Consider the following 17433-nt stretch of genomic DNA (forward strand, 5'->3'; position numbering starts at 1 on the left):
TTAGAGAACTTGTATAGAGTTTCCAATTGAAATTTTAACTTATACATAAAATATACTAACAAAATGGAAATCACACTTAAAAACTTTTTTTATAAGTTAACTTTCAATCTAGAACCCCTATAGGCGTAAAGCTAAACTAGATTAAATTCAACATTTACACGATCTTGTAAATCTTTATTAGGCTTTCTTATAGGCTTTATTGCTATTAATTCAACAACCATTTCCTTTACAATATTTCTAAATTTATTTACTTCCTCTAAAATCTTATAAGGCTCAACACCCTCATATTTATTTTTATCAACTGTTAAAATAAGTCTTTTTACTTTCCAATCTCCTCTATAACCATAGTCAGCTCTCCAATAAAACGGTTGTCCAAAATACCCAAAAGAGTTTAAAAAATACTGCCTAACATGAGTAGGATCTTCAAAAGCTTCATCACTGGATCCATAAGGGCACCTAAAAGTAGCTTTAGCATTTGGTTTTGCTATTCTATGAAGTTCCTGCATCATAGGCAGTGCATTTTTTATATGCTCAATTAAGTGGCTTGCATAAAACTCTTCAAAATAGTCATCCTCAAATGGAAGCTTAACATTAGTACATTCATCTAAATTTGCAACTACATCCACACCTGGAAGCTTTATAAGATCTAAGTTTATCCATCCTTCAAGTATAGTTCTTCCACATCCAAGATGAAGTTTCCTATACCCCCTATCTTTATAGCAATTTTCTTCTTCACTATTATATTTCGTTATAAACCACTCCTAAACATTTACTAGAGAATATTCCTTCATGCTTTTAATATATATTATTTACAGCTACATAAAAATGTGAAAAGTATCCAACGAATTCATACTTTCTTTACTATAATTATATTAAACTTTTTATATTAATATACCTTACCCTTTTCCTGTTATGGAATTTCTAAGCAAAAAATCAACTTATACTCCCAATATTTGTACAACCACAAGTACAATTAAATATTTCTAGGTATAAGTTGATTTTTAAGTTAGAACTCTATATTGCATTTCTTAATCAGTAATAACTTCTTTACTCTTAATCTTTTTCTCTAGTTTCGTATTTACCATAGAATAAACTACAGGTACTACCACAAAAGTAAGGAATGTAGCTGTCAAAAGTCCACACATCATGGCAACAGACATAGGTCCAAAAAGTGCACTACCTGAAAAAGCCAGTGGTATAAGTGCTGTAATAGTTGCCGTAGAACTCAATATTATAGGCCTAAATCTTTGGCTTACAGCAAACATACAAGCATCATCTACAGAAAGCCCATCTTCTCTACCATTGTTTATATACTCAATGAGAAGTATGGCATTTCTTATAACAACTCCAATTAAGCTTATTATGCCCATAAAAGCTGTAAGTGACAGATTCATTCCAAAAGCATGAAGCCCTATTGAAACTCCTATAAGGGACAGCGGCAGAGAACACATTATTACAAGCGGTTGTACAAATGATTTAAACTGGATAAACAAAAGTACATATATTATTACTAAAATGAGCACACCTGCTACACCAAGGCTTGTAAAGTACTTACTTATCTGAGCCTTTTCACCATCATATATAACTTTTACTGGATCTATACTCATTCCATCTATTTTTTGCTGCAATTCTTTTTCTATATTAACTGAATTATATCCACTTTTAACATCACTGTAAATAGTTACAGTTCTGTCTTCTTTATAATGGGTTATCTTATCTATTTCCGAATTAAGTTTAACAGATGCAACCTCATATAAAGGTATTTTATTCTTGGTAACACTTGATTCAATATATAAATTTTTCAAGTCTCCTACAGATGAAATATTTGTTTTGACCATAATATCATATTCATTACCATTTTTTCTATAAGTAGAAGCCTTATATCCTTTAAGTGCAATATTAATCTGCTGCAGGACATCTGATTTTAATAAGCCAAGTTGTGATGCTCTATTTTCATCTATATCTACCTCATATTCATAAGTCTTTTTAGCAGCATCATCTCTTACATTCATAGTTCCAGGTATATTTTTTAACTGCTGCTGTATCTTTTCAGAAGCCTGCTGAATCTGATCTAAGTCATCTCCAGTAAGTCTCAAACGTATCGGTGCACCTATAGGCATTGCTTCCTCAAGTTGCTTTACTGTAGCCGTACCTCCTGAAATATTGTTATCTATTTGATTTTGTACATATTCTACTAACTCCTGCCTAGTTTTAAATCTATTTGTCTTCTTTAAATCTACTTTCACCATAATTTGGGCTGTATCATCAGCAGGTGCAACTGTAGGAAGTGTTACATAAAACTTAGGCATACCACCACCTATAGCCGAAGTATAAGCTGTAACTTCTTTTTGCCGTTTTAATATACCTTCTATTTGGTTCACCAACTTGCTGGTACTTTTTATATCCGCAACTTTTTCATTTGAGACATCTATATATATCATATTTTTATCTACATAAGGGAAGAGCTGCATTCCGAGAGTTTTAATTAAAATCAATGCCACTGCAAAAACAGCTAATGCTGCCCCAATAATAGTTTTCTTGTGCTTAAGTCCATATTTTAAAAGATTCTCAAACATCATACGGATTGGATTTTGCCGTTTGCTCTCCTTACTCTTTCTAAAAAACAAAGAAGACATAGCTGGTGTTACAAACAACGCACATAAATAAGAACAAATTACACATATTATAACAACCTGTGGCAAACTCTTTAAAAATTTGCCGACTACTCCAGATATGGAAAGCAGCGGTAAGAAGGCTCCTACAATAATTAATGTAGAGGTAAATACTGGAACAAATAATTTCTTTATTCCATTAAATGCCGCTTCATTTCTCGGCAATCCATCATCTATTCCAACCTGTATGACATCTCCTATTACTATGGCATCATCAACAAGTATTCCAAGTGCTATAATAAGTGCTGTAGTTGACATCTGTTCAACTTTTATTCCAAGAGCATACATAATAGCAAAAGTCATGCATATTGATATAGGTATAACTGCAGATACTACCATTGCATTTCTAAATCCCATGCCTATAAGAACAGTTATGATTACAAGTATTATTCCATCTCTGAGATTTTTCATAAAAAATGAGACAGAATCACTTACATCTTTAGGTTGAAAAGTAACTTCATCTATTTTGAGATCACTTGGAGTTCCTTTTTTTATTGTGTCTAATTTTTTCTTTATGTCATTTCCTATTGGAATTATATTTTTATTTTTTTGAAAATACACCGCAAGCAATACTGCATTTTGAGCATTGTCAGTAAATTTATAGGTTGAATCATCATCATAGTCCATATATACTTTTGCTATATCTTTAATTCTTACCATTTCACCTGTACTACTTGAGACTCCTACAACAGTATTTTCTATATCATGCAGTGAACTAAACATACCTGGTGTATTTACTTTTATCTTACCCGTAACCAAATTTAAGGAACCTGATGGTATGTCTACATTCTGTGCTTTTAATACAGAACATACATCTGCTACAGATATTTGATATTTATTTATTTTATTCCAATCTATATCTACTTTTACTTGTCTATCCTGCTTACCCTTTACATCTATCCTAGAAACACCTTCAGTATCACGAAGTTCCTTCTTTATATCATCAGCATAATCTCCTAACTGTTGATAAGAATAATTATTACCTGATATACTTATTATGCTGCCAGCTGTTTCTGTAAGATTAGTATTAATTTCACTATCATTACATCCACTTGGAAGGTCAGATTTTAAATCTTTTATCTTATCTCTTAAATCTCTCCAAGATTTATCTTCATCAGCATCATTGTTTAAATAGAGTATAACTATTGACGCATTGCTTTCTGAATAAGATTGTACATAGTCACATCCATCAACTTCCTCGGCTTTCTGTTCAACCTTTTTAGTAACCAACTTTTCTATATCGCTAGGTGAAGCACCTGGATAAACTGTAGTAATCATAGCTGCTGGAGATGCAACATCTGGGGTTTCCTGTTTTGAGATTCCACTATAACAGTAAAAGCCACTAACTATAATTATAGCCACTAGAAATAATACAATTTTTTTATTTTTTATAGCTGCTTTAATTAATCCCATATTATATTCTCCTTCTATTTAACTGTAACTTTATATCCTGATTTTAAGTTCTTCATTCCTTGAACTACAAGTTCATCTCCATCTTTTAACCCATCTACTGAAACTTTATCCTCATCAGTATCGCCTAAAGTTATATTTTTCTTAACAGCATGTCCATTTTCAACTACATAAACATAATCTTCGCCATCATTTAAGACTGAACTAATTGGAACGGATATAGAATTCGTTTGACCCATGTCTATGTAAACTGTTGAAGTTTCACCTACATAATATTTGCTAGCATCTATAGCAGTAGACAACTTGATTTCAGCACTATATGTTCCAGATTTACTATCTGCCATTTGGACTATATTTACAATTTCTCCTTGTGCTTTATCATCTCCAATATTTACTTGTGCCTTTGTCCCAACTTTTACTTTCTTTACATCATCATCCGACAGACCTACTGTAATAACCTGATTTTCACTTCTAAACAATATTACAGGATTACCTGCCTGCTGCATTTCTCCTTCTTTACCTAATACATCAACAACATAACCATCCATATCTGCAGTCATAGTAGCATCATTAAGTAAACTTTCTTTTGAATCATAATCTGCTTTTGCCTCATTTAGTTGGTCCAGAGTTGCTTGTTTGTCTTCTGGTCTAGACCCATTTTGAAGCTGCTGCAAACTTTGCTCGGCACTATCTAATGCATTCTGAGTACTGTCTACCTGAAGCTTTGTATCATTTAACTGCTGATTTGAAATAGCTCCAGCTTGATTTAATTTAAGATATTTATTATATAAATCTTTATAATAATTATTGTTATCCTGTGCATTTTGCACAGCTATTTGAGCTTTATTTATATCTTCCTGCTGTGCTCCATTTACTGCTTTACTATATTGTGCCGAAGCTGTATCCATTTGAGATTTAGCAGCTTGTGCTGCAAAATTTAAATCAGTTTTATCAAGGTCTGCTAATTTTTCACCTTTTTTTACATGTTGGCCCTTCGATACATATATTTTTGAAATTTTAGCTGAACTCTTAAAAGATAATTTTCTAACTTCACTGCCTCCTGTTAATCCTTCATATTGGAGTGTCATAGGAAAACTTCCGCTTTTAATTTCCACAGTTTTTACCGGATAACTTTTAGCAATAGGCTCTTTTTCTTTATTCTTTGAAAAAGCTGTAAAATACGTTGTTAATGCAATAATAACCACAACAACTAAACAAATAATAGGTACTTTTTTTCTTACAACAACATTAGGTACCTTTTCTCTTATAACATTAAGAACTTTATTTGACATAATACACCTCCTAATACAAGAATGATAAGTCGCGACCATGTGGTCAATCAATAAATTATACCACCTACGTACTTTTATTGTCAATACTAGAAAACTTGATCATAAATGTTATAATTACTATTGAGAGATTCCATGATTATAAACCTATTGCTTAAATTGTATTAATTATAAAATTAGGAGTGATAAACTTTGCCTAATAAAACTTTTTTTAATTTGCCCAAAGAAAGACAGAAGGAAATTATAGAAATATCTATTAAGGAATTTTCAAATCACGATTTTGATTCATCTTCTTTAAATAGAATTATAACTAATTTAAAAATTGCTAAGGGAAGCTTCTATAGATATTTTAGTAATAAAACAGACCTATATATCTTTCTTATTAACTATACCTTAAACAAGCAATTAGCTTATATAACCAACTTTAAACCAGAAGAAGAGCATTTAGATGCTATAACGTTGTCAAAAAAACTTGTAATACATGTATTGGAATTTGATTTTATGTATTACAACTATGCTAGCTTTCTTTTTCATGCCTGTAAAAGTGAACAATTTAAAAGCTATTTACCAACAAATCGAAAAGAATTTATAGCTATAATAGATATATTTCAAGATAAAAAATTGATACGTAGGGATTTAGATAAAAATATTATGATATTTTATATATTTAGAAATATGGTACTTCTCAGAGATTTCATTGTGGAGAGACTCAATATACCAGAAGTGGAATTTTCCAAAGGATATGCCACATATAAAAAACATGAAAAATCTATAAATGAAATCACAGAGACATACTGCGATTTGCTACTAAATGGGATAAAGCAAAAATGACTTATATAGTAAAATATGTAAGTCATTTTATAGATCACTCAATTATATTTTGGCTTCTCTCCAAAATATTGATAATAATAACATTTTAATTTGCCATTATATAATTTTCTATTCTTATCTGATTTTTTTCCAAAATGTTTTTCAAATCCTTCATGAGCCGTTATTATAAAATAAGACCAATTTTCAAGCTTTGAAAATACGCTGCCCATATCCTCATAAAGTTTCTCCACTTCCTTGACATCTCCAAGTCTTTCGCCATAAGGTGGGTTACTTATTATAAAACCATATTTCTTTTTTGAACTAAAACTTTGAACAGGAATTTTTTGAAATTCAATTTGGTCTGCCACTCCTGCTTTTTTAGCATTATCTTTTGCGGTTTTAATTACCCAGCCATCTATATCCGAAGCTAAAATTTTAAACTCTTTATTATTTATGGAATTTCTAGCATGCTTTCTCAAATCATCCCATAAATCATGAGGAATTATACCCCACTTTTCTGACACAAAGCTCCTATTTAAACCTGGTGCTATATTTTTTCCTATCATAGCAGCTTCAATGACAATAGTTCCAGAACCGCACATAGGATCTACGAGTACTCTAGAGGGCTCCCATTTGCTTAGGAGAACTAAAGCTGCTGCTAAAGTTTCCTTCATAGGTGCTCCACCTGAGTTCTTCCTATATCCCCTCTTATGAAGTCCTTCACCGGAAGTATCTACCGTTAAAGTTACTATATCCTTTAATATTGCTACTTCTATTTTATATTCTACTCCATCTTCACTAAATTTCTCTCTGTTATACTTTTTTTTCATAGATTCAATAACAGCTTTTTTAACTATTGACTGGCAATCCGGCACGCTATGTAGTTTGGATTTTATAGATTTTCCAGTTACATGCATAAACGCATTTTCAGGCATTATGCTTCCCCAATCTACAGCAAGTGTTCCTTGAAAAAGTTCTTCGAAACTTTCAGCTTTAAATTCTGACATTTTTATAAGTACCCTGTCTGCAGTTCTAAGCCACAAGTTACAGGTAACTATATCCATCTCATCTCCAGGAAAAGTAACTTTACCATTTTCCAATTTTAAGTCATCATATCCTAAGTTTTTAAGCTCTTTAGCCACTACGGACTCAAGTCCAAAAGTTGATGTGGCAATTAAAGTATAGTCCATATTATCCTCCTAAAGTTATATATATAAATCTAGCTTTCCTTTACAAGTTCTATAGTTATTATATCAAATGTAGTTTTAATTTATATAGAAATTATAAAATATAAAAAATAAGGCCAACAATTAACAAGTATTATTAATTGTTGGACAGAGTATTATTAATTCAGAATTTCTGTTTATATTTACCTTTTATCATCTTTATTATATTGAAGGGCGGCTTTGCCTTCGTCACCAGTACTTATTCGTATAACATTTTCTACATTATATACAAATATTTTTCCATCGCCCATTTCTCCAGTGTGAAGAACTTTTTTAGCAGTTTCAACAACTTTCTCTACAGGTACCTCACAAACTATTATCTCTACTTTAACTTTAGGCAATAAATTAATATCCATAGTTAACCCACGATAATATTCTTTATGGCCTTTTTGCATTCCACACCCTAAAACATTTGTAACAGTCATACCTGAAATGCCTATATCTCCTAATGCTTTTTTCAGCTCTTCAAATCTTCCGCCAGAAGTAATAATATCAACCTTAGTAAGTTTGTCTCCCATTATTTTACCTCCTTTAAACATATATTTGCTTTCATAATACAGCTTATGATATTTTATGAAAATTAACTCTCTAATTCAATTCTTATTTTAAACTAGAGTTCCCTTTCTTACAATAAAATAGTCAATTGTTAAATATTCATTCCTCCATAAGCTTCTTCACCGTGTTCTGTAACATCAAGTCCAATTTGTTCATCTTTATCAGTTACTCTTATGCCACTTACAGCTTTAATTACTTTAATTATTATAAATGTAACTATTGCAGAATATACAACACTTGCCACAACAGCTGTAAGTTGAATTAAAACCAATTTAGGATTTCCATGTATAAGTCCACTCGCACCGGCAGAGTTTATTGCTTTCCATGCAAATATTCCTGTAGCAATTCCTCCCCAGATTCCTCCTACACCATGACATCCAAAAGCATCAAGTGCATCATCATATCCAAACTTAGATTTTACAAAAGTAACAGTAGTATAACAAATAGCTCCTCCTATTAATCCAATAAGTATTGAAGCTAAAGGACTTACAAAACCTGCAGCTGGAGTTATAGCTACAAGACCTGCAACTATTCCACTAGCGACTCCAAGAGAAGTAACTTTCTTCCTATAGAGAAGTTCACAAATACTCCAACTTATTGCTGAAGCTGCTGCGGAAGTATTTGTAGTTATAAAAGCATTTACTGCTACATCATTTATAGCAAGTGCACTTCCAGCATTAAATCCATACCAACCAAACCAAAGTATGGCAGCTCCTAAGCATGTCATCGGCAGGTTACTAGGTTTGCCTACATTCTTCCTTTTCCCAAGCATAAGTGCTGCTACAAGTCCGGAAATACCTGAACTAATATGAACTACATTACCACCTGCAAAATCCAAAGCTCCGAGATTTTTAAGCCATCCACCTGTTCCCCATACCCAGTGAGCAATAGGATCATAAACTAAAGTTGTCCAAAGTAAAACAAATGCTACCCAAGGCATAAATTTCATTCTTTCTGCAATAGATCCTGATATAAGTGCTGGAGTTATTATAGCAAACATAAGCTGAAACAACATATATACTTGCTGTGGAATAGTAGCTGCGTAATCTGCATTTGGTGCAAATCCAACTCCTTTTAAACCTGCAAAATTAAAACCACCTATGATTCCCCCAATGTCTGTACCAAAACACAATGTGTATCCTATAAGTATCCATTGAATAGATATAACTGCTAAAGCTGAAAAACTATGAAGAGTGCTGTTTAAAGTGTTCTTTCCTCTAACCATTCCTGCATAAAATAAGGCCAGTGCTGGAGTCATTATCATTACTAGTGCCGCGCTTATAAGTACGAAAACTGTATCTGCTCCATTTACTCCGTTCATAAAAATACCTCCTTTTAAAAATGTGTATAAATTTTTGAAAAACTTATATATATAATACTAATTTTTAGACAAATTATCAATAGTAATATTAAAATTTTAATAATTTATTATGAATAGTATATTTTTATTAACAATTGCAGAATTTAGTTCATTAATATTCATATAAGAATTTATTCTTATATATTTCAGTATTGTATATAAGATTAAGAAATATACTACACATTATTAATGAATACTATAAGCTAAAATTTAACAAAAATAGTAGACAAACTTTCTTACGATGAAATAGGTAAGCTTTCAAGATGGTTTAACAAATTTATAAATAATCAAATGTCTATGATAAAGAGAGTTGGTATTTCTTCCAAAACATCAAAAGACTCTGTTGAAGTAGTTTCCAATTTAACTACGGACAATATATTTCAAATAACTAATAAAGAAATCGAAGATGTAGACAACATGGTTGTAAATATAAATCAAGCTGCAGATGAAATAAATAGAAGAACCGTTAAAGGTACTAACAGCAGTGAAAAATCCCTAAATCTACTTGAAGAAATACTGAGCAAAACAACAAGGTTAAAAGAAATAAGTGATACTTTAGAATATTCATCTGACAACCTTCAAGAAATGGTAGGTGCATTTAAGATAAGTTAAGAAAAATAGATTCATGAATATTTTACTTTCATGAATCTATTTTTATGATTTATTTTTATCAATAACTAATTTTGTGATCCGATCAATCTCCTGATTTACAATGGAAATGCCATTATTCGAATTATATTTTTCTTTGCCTTTAATATATGAAATATTATTGTAATTAATTTCATCAGAAACATCAATAATATATGATCGTGTTGGAGTTTCACTTATCTCTATAGATAATAGAAGCCATTTATTTTCCATTAGTAAGCTTTCAAAACATTCTTTAAAATATGCACATATGTTTTCAAGTGTTGGATTCAACGTATTAAATGGAGTAATGTTATTAATATATTTATCTTGAAACTTTTGTAGATATTTTTCAATATTCTTTTCTATATCATTAAAAATAATAAAGTTATCTTCTAACTTAACTGTATCTAGGGTAATCTCCCAGGTATGTGGGTGTTCTTCACCCAAAATACCCTTTAGATATATGGAATGTGATGCATTGAGGTAAAATTTAAATCTATATTGGTTATATTTCAAAAGTTTATTCCTCCATTTCCACATAATAGTTATACTTCAAATTACAGTTGTCTAATATTTTTTTCTGCAGACTTTAAAATTCTAAATAAATTTTGCGTTTCAGATGTTTTTACTGAAATTCCAAAGGATATGCTGCATATAGCACCAATAAAACTATTTTTTATTTTTTCTCCTATTTCATCTACTTTTCTGAAAGCAGCTTCTCTATCTGTGTTAATCATAATCAATACAAATTTATTATCACTTATTCTTGAAACAATATCAGATTCATTACAACTTTCTAAAAGTATTTCTGCTAATTCTACTAATACCTCATCACCCTTTCCACGACCTAAAACATTATTTATATTTTTTATACCTTCTATATTCACTCTAATTGCTGCAATAGGCAAAAATAACTCCTCATTCATTTTAGGAAGGATGGTATAAAAAAATTTTCTATTATAAACTCCCGTAAGTGGATCACATATAGTAGCTTTACGTGCAGATTTCTCCAGCTGACTTATTGTAGAAACAAAGTTTTGTACTTGAATATTCTTATTTTTAAGTTGGTTTTTAAGATTTTTTACCTTTTTAAACATAAAATACAAGTATAGTGAAAAAGCCACTGAAAGTATTATAATTGCCATAGTAGCTATTCCAGCAAGAATATATAATCTTACAATGTGTTGATTAAATAAAGTCTCTCTAAATAGATAATCTTCTGAAGTTGACATTCCTATAACATATTTTTCGTTTAATACTTTAAAAAAGCACCAGGAAACCATTTCTTTTCCCTTTTTACTGTCCTTTACAATTTCACCTTTACCACTTATCCCAGAGTTCATGAGACTTTTTACTTCATCCAAGTTACTGCCGCCATTATATTCCCATAAATTAAAACTATCTTTTAATCCTTTACCCTTATACTGTTCAGTGGTTAAATAATTTCTTTCAAATAAAATATTCTTGCTATTATAAAAAAACACATATTTATTTTGAGAATTTATCTCCTTTTTAATAATCTCGCTTATAACCTTTTCTTCTGCTGAATGTAATGTAAATCCCTTATTTTGTACATAATCATTTAAACTTTCCTGTAGCCTGTCTGATAATTGATTAGTAATTGAATATTGCTCTCTTGAAAAAGCATCTATTATATTCTTTTTATGATTGCCTATTTCATAAAATACGTCGAGCCACAATGCTGAAATAAAGGCTGCAGTTATTATAAAGATTAAAAGTATTTTTATCAAATAATTTTCTGATGCTCTCTTCTTCATCATCAATGCAATTTCCTCTCTTGAAATTATGATTCTAGCTTTATTTCTCCAATACAATATTATGGATTATTGACTATCCTTCTTACTTGGTCTATTATTTTAAATACTCTTTTAAAATCTGACTTACTTATATTGCAAAAGGCTCTATACTCCTCTTTTAAATTCAGTGTTCTCCACTTACTCTCAAGCTTTATGCTATTGATAATTCCTGCAAACCTTATCCAAAATATCATAAAGTTAAATAGAGGCATTAAAACAATCAAATAAACTTTTGCAGAATAATATTTTCTTATATCCTTATACTCTGCAAGATATACCCTTACATTTAGATAAAATAAGAATGCAGATAGAACATATAATAAATATATTACAAATACAGATCCTAAGACAAGATAAAGTGGGTAATCCATAAATAGAAGAAATATAAGGGCAAAATACCATATCATCCTAGGAAACGCAAACGTATGATCATACATCAATATCCTTATCATAAAATTGCTAAAAAATCCTCCAGCTGAATAGAGTTTGTCCTTTAAAAACATATGTGAAACTTCCATTTCACCCCGCTGCCAACGCTGGCGCTGAGTATATAGTTTATTAAAATTATCGATAGGTTCAACAAAAAAAAGTGCATTTTCACACAAATATACTTTTTTCTTTAGCAAATGCCTAACCTGAAAAGTTATCTGGGTATCTTCACATACAGTTTCACTATTATAGAGCTGAGTTTTTAAAATTGTGGATTTTCTAAACGCTGAAAAGGCGCCAGATAAAGTATATATACTGTTGAGCTCCGATTCAAAATTTCTTCCTGCTAAAAATGCTTGAGCATATTCAAAAAATTCACACCTTCTTACTAATTTTAAAAACGGAGTTTTAGTGTTTTCTATATATTTGGCATCGGTTAAAATTGCACCGGTCATACAGTGGATATGCGTATTTTGTTCAAAACGTACAACCATATTCCTTATTGCGTTAGTTTCAAGTATGCCATCACTGTCAATATGAATTATATATTTCCCTCCGCTATTAAAAAGTGCCATATTAAGTGCTTTTGATTTACCCTGTTTAGCATTTAAGTACCTCATGGACAGCCCTTCAAATTCTTTCTGACTTTTTGTGAAAATTTCAAAGCTATTATCACTACTCATATTATTTACAAGCATCACATCTATAAGTTCAGTAGGATAATTAGATTCATATATGGATTTAATACAAGATTCCAGGGTTTGTGCAGAATTATATACAGGAACAATAACTGTTATTTCCGGAAGTTTTCCCGAAAAACATTCCTTTTTTAGGGACATTTTCTTTTTAATTAAAATAAAAAATCCTACAATGGAAGGCACAATTTCCATTATAAATGGTATTATAATCCATGCCATCCAAAAAATCATTTCCTTAAAGGTTTTACTTAATATCATCTCCATATAAAACATTACCTACCTTTTGCCTTTTAATTTGAGACCTGGTAAATACGTAAAAGTACAAAATTATTGACAAGGCATAAAAAACTATTCTTCCAAATATAGTATGAGCAAAATAAAAAATATTGTTACCATAATAATATACAAGTACACAAATAATAAAAATTCTAATTATATTTGCCAGGAATATCCACACTACTCCTATTATATTGTACATTATTTTTTCCAGTGTATTATATAAAGGAAAGAACCATAAAAGTGCAGTAAAAGCAAGTATCTCTATTACTCCTGAACACTCATAGTCTATATACATGGATATAGCTGATCCTCCACTTTGTATAAGTATAAGTGAATACTGGTAAAATGCCTGATAACATCCTGTGACATCTCCCATAATACCTGAGGCTGCTGCAACTGAACGACTTAACACATTTACTAAATAAGGCTGTAAAATCACCATCATGAAAAAAAACAAACCAACAGATCCCGCCACAAATTTAAAGAAATACAATTTAGCTCTTGTAAAAACCGTTATTAAATATATCCATACAATTAGTAAAAAGCATATTAATATCTTCATTCTATTTTTCTCTTTCTACGATAGATAAAAAATCCAGAAGCAACGATCAAGATACCTATAGAAACTCCCATGTAAGGATAAGTACTACCTACTTGAAATGCTACACCCTGATTGCCTAAATTAGGAAACCCAAGATTTAAAGTAATCATTTGATCTTTGCTGTCCTTTTGAAAAATAGTTAAAGGTATTCTAAATTCACCCTGATCACTTGTTTTTCCGTCGCTGTTGCTTCCACGTACTACGTATCCGTCTGTAGAAAACGGCCTGTAATCCATGCTATAATTATAAATAGATATACGCCCTTTGGACGGTCTATCAACCTGTATAGTCAAGTTTCCTTGAATGCCATTATTATCAGAATATGTTATTGTATAGTTATTTAACTGTTGGCCTCCTACAGTTGCCATTTTTATATATAAATATAAATCTTTATCGTCTGAATACCACTTCACAGTGTGAACTGCTCCCTGCCAATAATATAATTTTTGGCTTGGCTTATCAATCCAGTCATCAAAATATCCATCTAGTGTCACTCCACTGTCAGCAGCATATACTTTTAAAGGATATAAAAACATTACAGATATAAGGAGTACAGATATAATTGTAATTATCTTTTTCATTTTAGACCACCCTTTTATATATATAAATAATAAAAAATGCAAACCCCATTAGTCCTATTACAGATACAGCTATTCCTTGAAATAAATAGGGATAAGTAACTCTAATTTTAGTTTCGCCTTTATTTACATTCAAAAGATTTTGTTTTGAATAGATTTCGCCACTATTACTTTTATAGGCATCTAAAAATGCAACTGTTGTATTGACATTGTTTTTAGGAGAATTTATAGTAATTGAATTTTGTCCATATTTTAAATCTATAGGTATAAGAATCCGCTTAGGCAGTATGGAAGATTTAGTTCTCATTATTGTATCCATTATAGTTAGTACTTTGCTGTCGTCATTTTCCATTCCGTGGAACATTAAATTAAAGCCTAAAAAAGTTATATTTTTATTTTTTCCTTTTCCACTTCCGAGAAAAGGAACTTTTTTGCCGTTGACCCAAGAGAATCCTGTAACCTGAGGAACATTATCTAAATAAACTGTATTCCATATTTTATATTCATCTTTAAAATTTACACTTTCATACTTTTTATTGTTAAAAAACATGTCCGGTATCTTTGTACTAAACGTAATGGGCTGGGCTGTAACCCCAAGAAAAACCATACGATTTGTAATTGTATCTGACGGAATTCTATTCATATCTATAATAACCTTTATCCCCATACTACTTAACTTAGAAACCATATTTTCCGCTTTAGATCTACTATTATAACGGAAATCTGAAAGATAAATCACTTTATATTTACTAAGTTCATCTAACGTATAATCTTCAATATTCCAGGAAGATCCTATTTCAAAAGAAGGATATTGAAGAGGTATATCCGATGCAGAACGCCCTATGCACAAACCGGAATATTTTGTTACCACACCAAAGTTTTCCGAAGTTTTTCTATGAAATACATAACCCTCGCTTGTCTCTTTGTATAATGTATATTGAGAAAGCTTTGCCGCACTATTTATAATGCTAAAATCTCTCTTATTCTTTTTCATAGGTGCTTTGGCTACAACAGCAGTATCACATCCCATTTCAAGGGATCTGTCAAACATATAATTGTAATAGCCCTTTTCAAGTGCAGTATTTAAAAGCACAATATTTTGAGCCGTTGCTGCCCCCTGCCATGCCCAACCATAGGAATATGAAGTTTTCTTGTCTTCACTGCAAATATAAAAAGATGGATATGCCCCAAATGTACTGTTGTCGAGCAGTGCAATTCTCTGTTTTGTAATATTTTTAGCTGAACTCAAAATATTGTCTACTTCAGCGGATTTAATTTGTGGGTATAATGAAAGATTAAATGATAAAGAACTGTCAGCAGCTATTAAAACCACCATTATAATCATAAAATATTTTTTACATTTTGTCCAATTCAATAAACTAATAATAAATAATGCATAGGCTATAGGAGTAAATCTAACCATCCACAATAGCTGGCTAAAGGGCATCTTTTCAAGCATAGGTACAAAAGCTGTAGTTGTTCCCAGAAATATCACTATAGAGGTAATAAATCCTGGTACACTTTTTTTGTTTGAAACAAATATTCCCAAAATCGATATAATCAAAATTGACAATCCATAATAAAAATATTCTCTATCTACTATACCAAATAATCTTAAAAATGGATTCAATGAAATAGTAAATGGAGTAGCTAAAAGCTCCATCATCTGAGAAGAAGTAGCTCCACTATCCATAGAAACCAGTCCGCCCTTTAAAGCAGGATAAATCCAAATTCCACAAATTGCAAAAGATAAAAGCATTGTTAATATAACATGAAAGCTTCTTTCAATTTTCTTGTTCATTATAGAATAAAGAGATAAAAATATAAATGAAGCAATTCCTATCATAGCCCCTATCATTAAATGGCACATTATTATGGCACACATAAACAGTGCAATAGGTATAATAGAAGATCTATCATCATCTTTTACAAATTTCCATACAAAATAGAACAAGTAAGGTATAAGTGCTGCAATAATAACCCTAGGTATGTTTCCAGCAACAAAAAGCACTCTTATATTTTCTGGAAGAAAAAACCATAGAATTCCAAAAACTAAGGAAAGTAATATCCTTCTCTGGTGTATACCCCACAGCAGCCACCCTAAACCTCCTATAAAAAATGAATATCCAATAAAAATTACATACCCATTAATGGGATTTCCACCGGAAATAAATTCACATGCAGCAAGTACATAATAGGAAAGCGGTCCCCAATACCTAAAGGGTTGTACGCCATTGTACCAAAACTGAGTAAAAAGTGGATATATATTGCCTTCTTTTATACTTTTGTATAGCAAATCTCCTTTAAATATATGTCCATAAGTATCTGCACCCCAGGGGTATCCTCCTGTTTTTGCTATGCAAAGTAAAAGTACTATTGTTCCAATTAGCAAAACAGATATTGCTCCTGCTGTCTCTAAGAAAACATGATTACTTTTTCTCATTTTGTCATTATGCCTTATAGCGTTAGGAGTTTTTTTACTTTCTTCTATTTTTATAGTATTCTTCTTTTCTATAACTTTCTCCTTTTTATCATCCTCTTGTATCCATGTTCCTTCAACAATAGTATTACTTGAATTTTTTAAATCATCTGTTAATTGTTTAGCTGTAGTATTTAAAATATTATTAATAATTATTCTTGTCATTCTTTTTTTATAGTTTTTAAACTCTTCCTCGTAACCTGGTTCTTTTATATCATTTTCATCATAATTTACAACATAAACCCTTGCAGGAGTTTCACTAATTTCTAACCTTACAAGTATCATATTATTATTCTTCAATATTTCTTTAAGCCGAACGTATAAGAAATCTCCTACATTTTCAATTGTGGGTTCTATCTTATCAAAAGGTTCAATCAAGTTTAATTCTTTTTCATCATAAATATTCAAAAATTCTTGTACTATTTTTTCAACATCATCATATAAGGCAAAATCATCGTTGATAATTTTTATGAAAAGTGAAATTTCAAACGTATGCGAATGTAAATTTCCACGTCTATTATTGATTAAAACACTATGAGAAATATTTATTTTAAATTTATACTTATATCCTTGAAACTTCACTAAAAATCACCACCTAAT

Annotated in this window: 14 protein-coding genes; 2 read left to right on the forward strand and 12 right to left on the reverse strand. The window is 30.7% G+C overall.

Translation table 11 applies throughout. From position 1 onward, the window contains the following. Positions 1-131 precede the first annotated feature (131 nt). The 3 genes from CLCOS_RS07195 to CLCOS_RS07205 all read right to left on the reverse strand — a co-directional run bounded on the left by CLCOS_RS07195 (position 132) and on the right by CLCOS_RS07205 (position 5374). The gene (locus tag CLCOS_RS07195; RefSeq protein ID WP_013237092.1) at positions 132-626 is read right to left on the reverse strand and encodes a methyltransferase domain-containing protein; all 495 of its coding nucleotides are present in this window, start codon (positions 624-626) and stop codon (positions 132-134) included. 402 nt (positions 627-1028) lie between these two features. Continuing rightward, a complete protein-coding gene (locus CLCOS_RS07200) occupies positions 1029-4085 on the reverse strand; it encodes an efflux RND transporter permease subunit (protein WP_013237091.1) in 3057 nt (1018 codons plus the stop codon). Positions 4086-4099: 14 nt separating this feature from the next. Beyond that, positions 4100-5374 (reverse strand): efflux RND transporter periplasmic adaptor subunit, encoded by a 1275-nt coding sequence (locus CLCOS_RS07205; RefSeq protein ID WP_013237090.1) that lies wholly within the window; start codon positions 5372-5374, stop codon positions 4100-4102. Positions 5375-5563: 189 nt separating this feature from the next. Between CLCOS_RS07205 and CLCOS_RS07210 the strand changes: the two genes are divergently transcribed. Beyond that, positions 5564-6202 carry a TetR/AcrR family transcriptional regulator gene (locus CLCOS_RS07210; protein WP_013237089.1) on the forward strand — a complete coding sequence of 213 codons (639 nt, stop codon included), beginning with the start codon at positions 5564-5566 and terminating at the stop codon, positions 6200-6202. Positions 6203-6240: 38 nt separating this feature from the next. Here the strand turns inward: CLCOS_RS07210 and CLCOS_RS07215 are convergent, their stop codons facing one another. From CLCOS_RS07215 to CLCOS_RS07225, 3 genes are all read right to left on the reverse strand, one after another. Continuing rightward, positions 6241-7371 (reverse strand): THUMP domain-containing class I SAM-dependent RNA methyltransferase, encoded by a 1131-nt coding sequence (locus CLCOS_RS07215; RefSeq protein WP_013237088.1) that lies wholly within the window; start codon positions 7369-7371, stop codon positions 6241-6243. 179 nt (positions 7372-7550) lie between these two features. Further along, entirely contained in the window at positions 7551-7925 is a 375-nt protein-coding gene (locus CLCOS_RS07220) for a P-II family nitrogen regulator (RefSeq protein ID WP_013237087.1), read from the reverse strand. Positions 7926-8053: 128 nt separating this feature from the next. Then, complete coding sequence (locus CLCOS_RS07225; RefSeq protein WP_013237086.1) at positions 8054-9283, reverse strand: ammonium transporter; 1230 nt, start codon at positions 9281-9283, stop codon at positions 8054-8056. Positions 9284-9619: 336 nt separating this feature from the next. Here CLCOS_RS07225 and CLCOS_RS07230 point away from each other — a divergent pair, with 336 nt between their 5' ends. Then, a complete protein-coding gene (locus CLCOS_RS07230) occupies positions 9620-9934 on the forward strand; it encodes a hypothetical protein (RefSeq protein ID WP_041705006.1) in 315 nt (104 codons plus the stop codon). 42 nt (positions 9935-9976) lie between these two features. Here CLCOS_RS07230 and CLCOS_RS07235 read toward each other — a convergent pair whose 3' ends face one another. Genes CLCOS_RS07235 through CLCOS_RS07260 form a run of 6 tightly spaced genes read right to left on the reverse strand, consistent with a single transcriptional unit; the run spans position 9977 to position 17415 of the window. After that, positions 9977-10468 (reverse strand): 6-carboxytetrahydropterin synthase, encoded by a 492-nt coding sequence (locus CLCOS_RS07235; protein ID WP_013237084.1) that lies wholly within the window; start codon positions 10466-10468, stop codon positions 9977-9979. A gap of 41 nt (positions 10469-10509) precedes the next feature. Then, a complete protein-coding gene (locus CLCOS_RS07240; RefSeq protein WP_013237083.1) occupies positions 10510-11733 on the reverse strand; it encodes a GGDEF domain-containing protein in 1224 nt (407 codons plus the stop codon). A 56-nt stretch (positions 11734-11789) separates the two neighbouring features. Then, complete coding sequence (locus tag CLCOS_RS07245) at positions 11790-13160, reverse strand: TIGR03111 family XrtG-associated glycosyltransferase (RefSeq protein WP_063600325.1); 1371 nt, start codon at positions 13158-13160, stop codon at positions 11790-11792. Then, a complete protein-coding gene (xrtG, locus tag CLCOS_RS07250; protein WP_013237081.1) occupies positions 13141-13737 on the reverse strand; it encodes an exosortase family protein XrtG in 597 nt (198 codons plus the stop codon). The genes CLCOS_RS07245 and xrtG overlap by 20 nt, the downstream gene beginning before the upstream one ends. Beyond that, a complete protein-coding gene (locus CLCOS_RS07255; RefSeq protein ID WP_013237080.1) occupies positions 13734-14357 on the reverse strand; it encodes a Firmicu-CTERM sorting domain-containing protein in 624 nt (207 codons plus the stop codon). The genes xrtG and CLCOS_RS07255 overlap by 4 nt, the downstream gene beginning before the upstream one ends. A 1-nt stretch (position 14358) precedes the next feature. Further along, positions 14359-17415 carry a 6-pyruvoyl-tetrahydropterin synthase-related protein gene (locus CLCOS_RS07260; protein ID WP_063600313.1) on the reverse strand — a complete coding sequence of 1019 codons (3057 nt, stop codon included), beginning with the start codon at positions 17413-17415 and terminating at the stop codon, positions 14359-14361. Positions 17416-17433 lie beyond the last annotated feature (18 nt).

The sequence above is a fragment of the Clostridium coskatii genome, assembly GCF_001675205.1.
Taxonomy (GTDB): domain Bacteria; phylum Bacillota; class Clostridia; order Clostridiales; family Clostridiaceae; genus Clostridium_B; species Clostridium_B ljungdahlii.

Coding starts and splice junctions, on each gene's coding strand:
- CLCOS_RS07200 (WP_013237091.1), bottom strand. CDS start 4,085: ATGGGATTAATTAAAGCAGCTATAAAAAATAAAAAAATTGTATTATTT.
- CLCOS_RS07205 (WP_013237090.1), bottom strand. CDS start 5,374: ATGTCAAATAAAGTTCTTAATGTTATAAGAGAAAAGGTACCTAATGTT.
- CLCOS_RS07215 (WP_013237088.1), bottom strand. CDS start 7,371: ATGGACTATACTTTAATTGCCACATCAACTTTTGGACTTGAGTCCGTA.
- CLCOS_RS07220 (WP_013237087.1), bottom strand. CDS start 7,925: ATGGGAGACAAACTTACTAAGGTTGATATTATTACTTCTGGCGGAAGA.
- CLCOS_RS07225 (WP_013237086.1), bottom strand. CDS start 9,283: ATGAACGGAGTAAATGGAGCAGATACAGTTTTCGTACTTATAAGCGCG.
- CLCOS_RS07230 (WP_041705006.1), top strand. CDS start 9,620: ATGATAAAGAGAGTTGGTATTTCTTCCAAAACATCAAAAGACTCTGTT.
- CLCOS_RS07240 (WP_013237083.1), bottom strand. CDS start 11,733: ATGATGAAGAAGAGAGCATCAGAAAATTATTTGATAAAAATACTTTTA.
- CLCOS_RS07245 (WP_063600325.1), bottom strand. CDS start 13,160: ATGGAGATGATATTAAGTAAAACCTTTAAGGAAATGATTTTTTGGATG.
- xrtG (WP_013237081.1), bottom strand. CDS start 13,737: ATGAAGATATTAATATGCTTTTTACTAATTGTATGGATATATTTAATA.
- CLCOS_RS07255 (WP_013237080.1), bottom strand. CDS start 14,357: ATGAAAAAGATAATTACAATTATATCTGTACTCCTTATATCTGTAATG.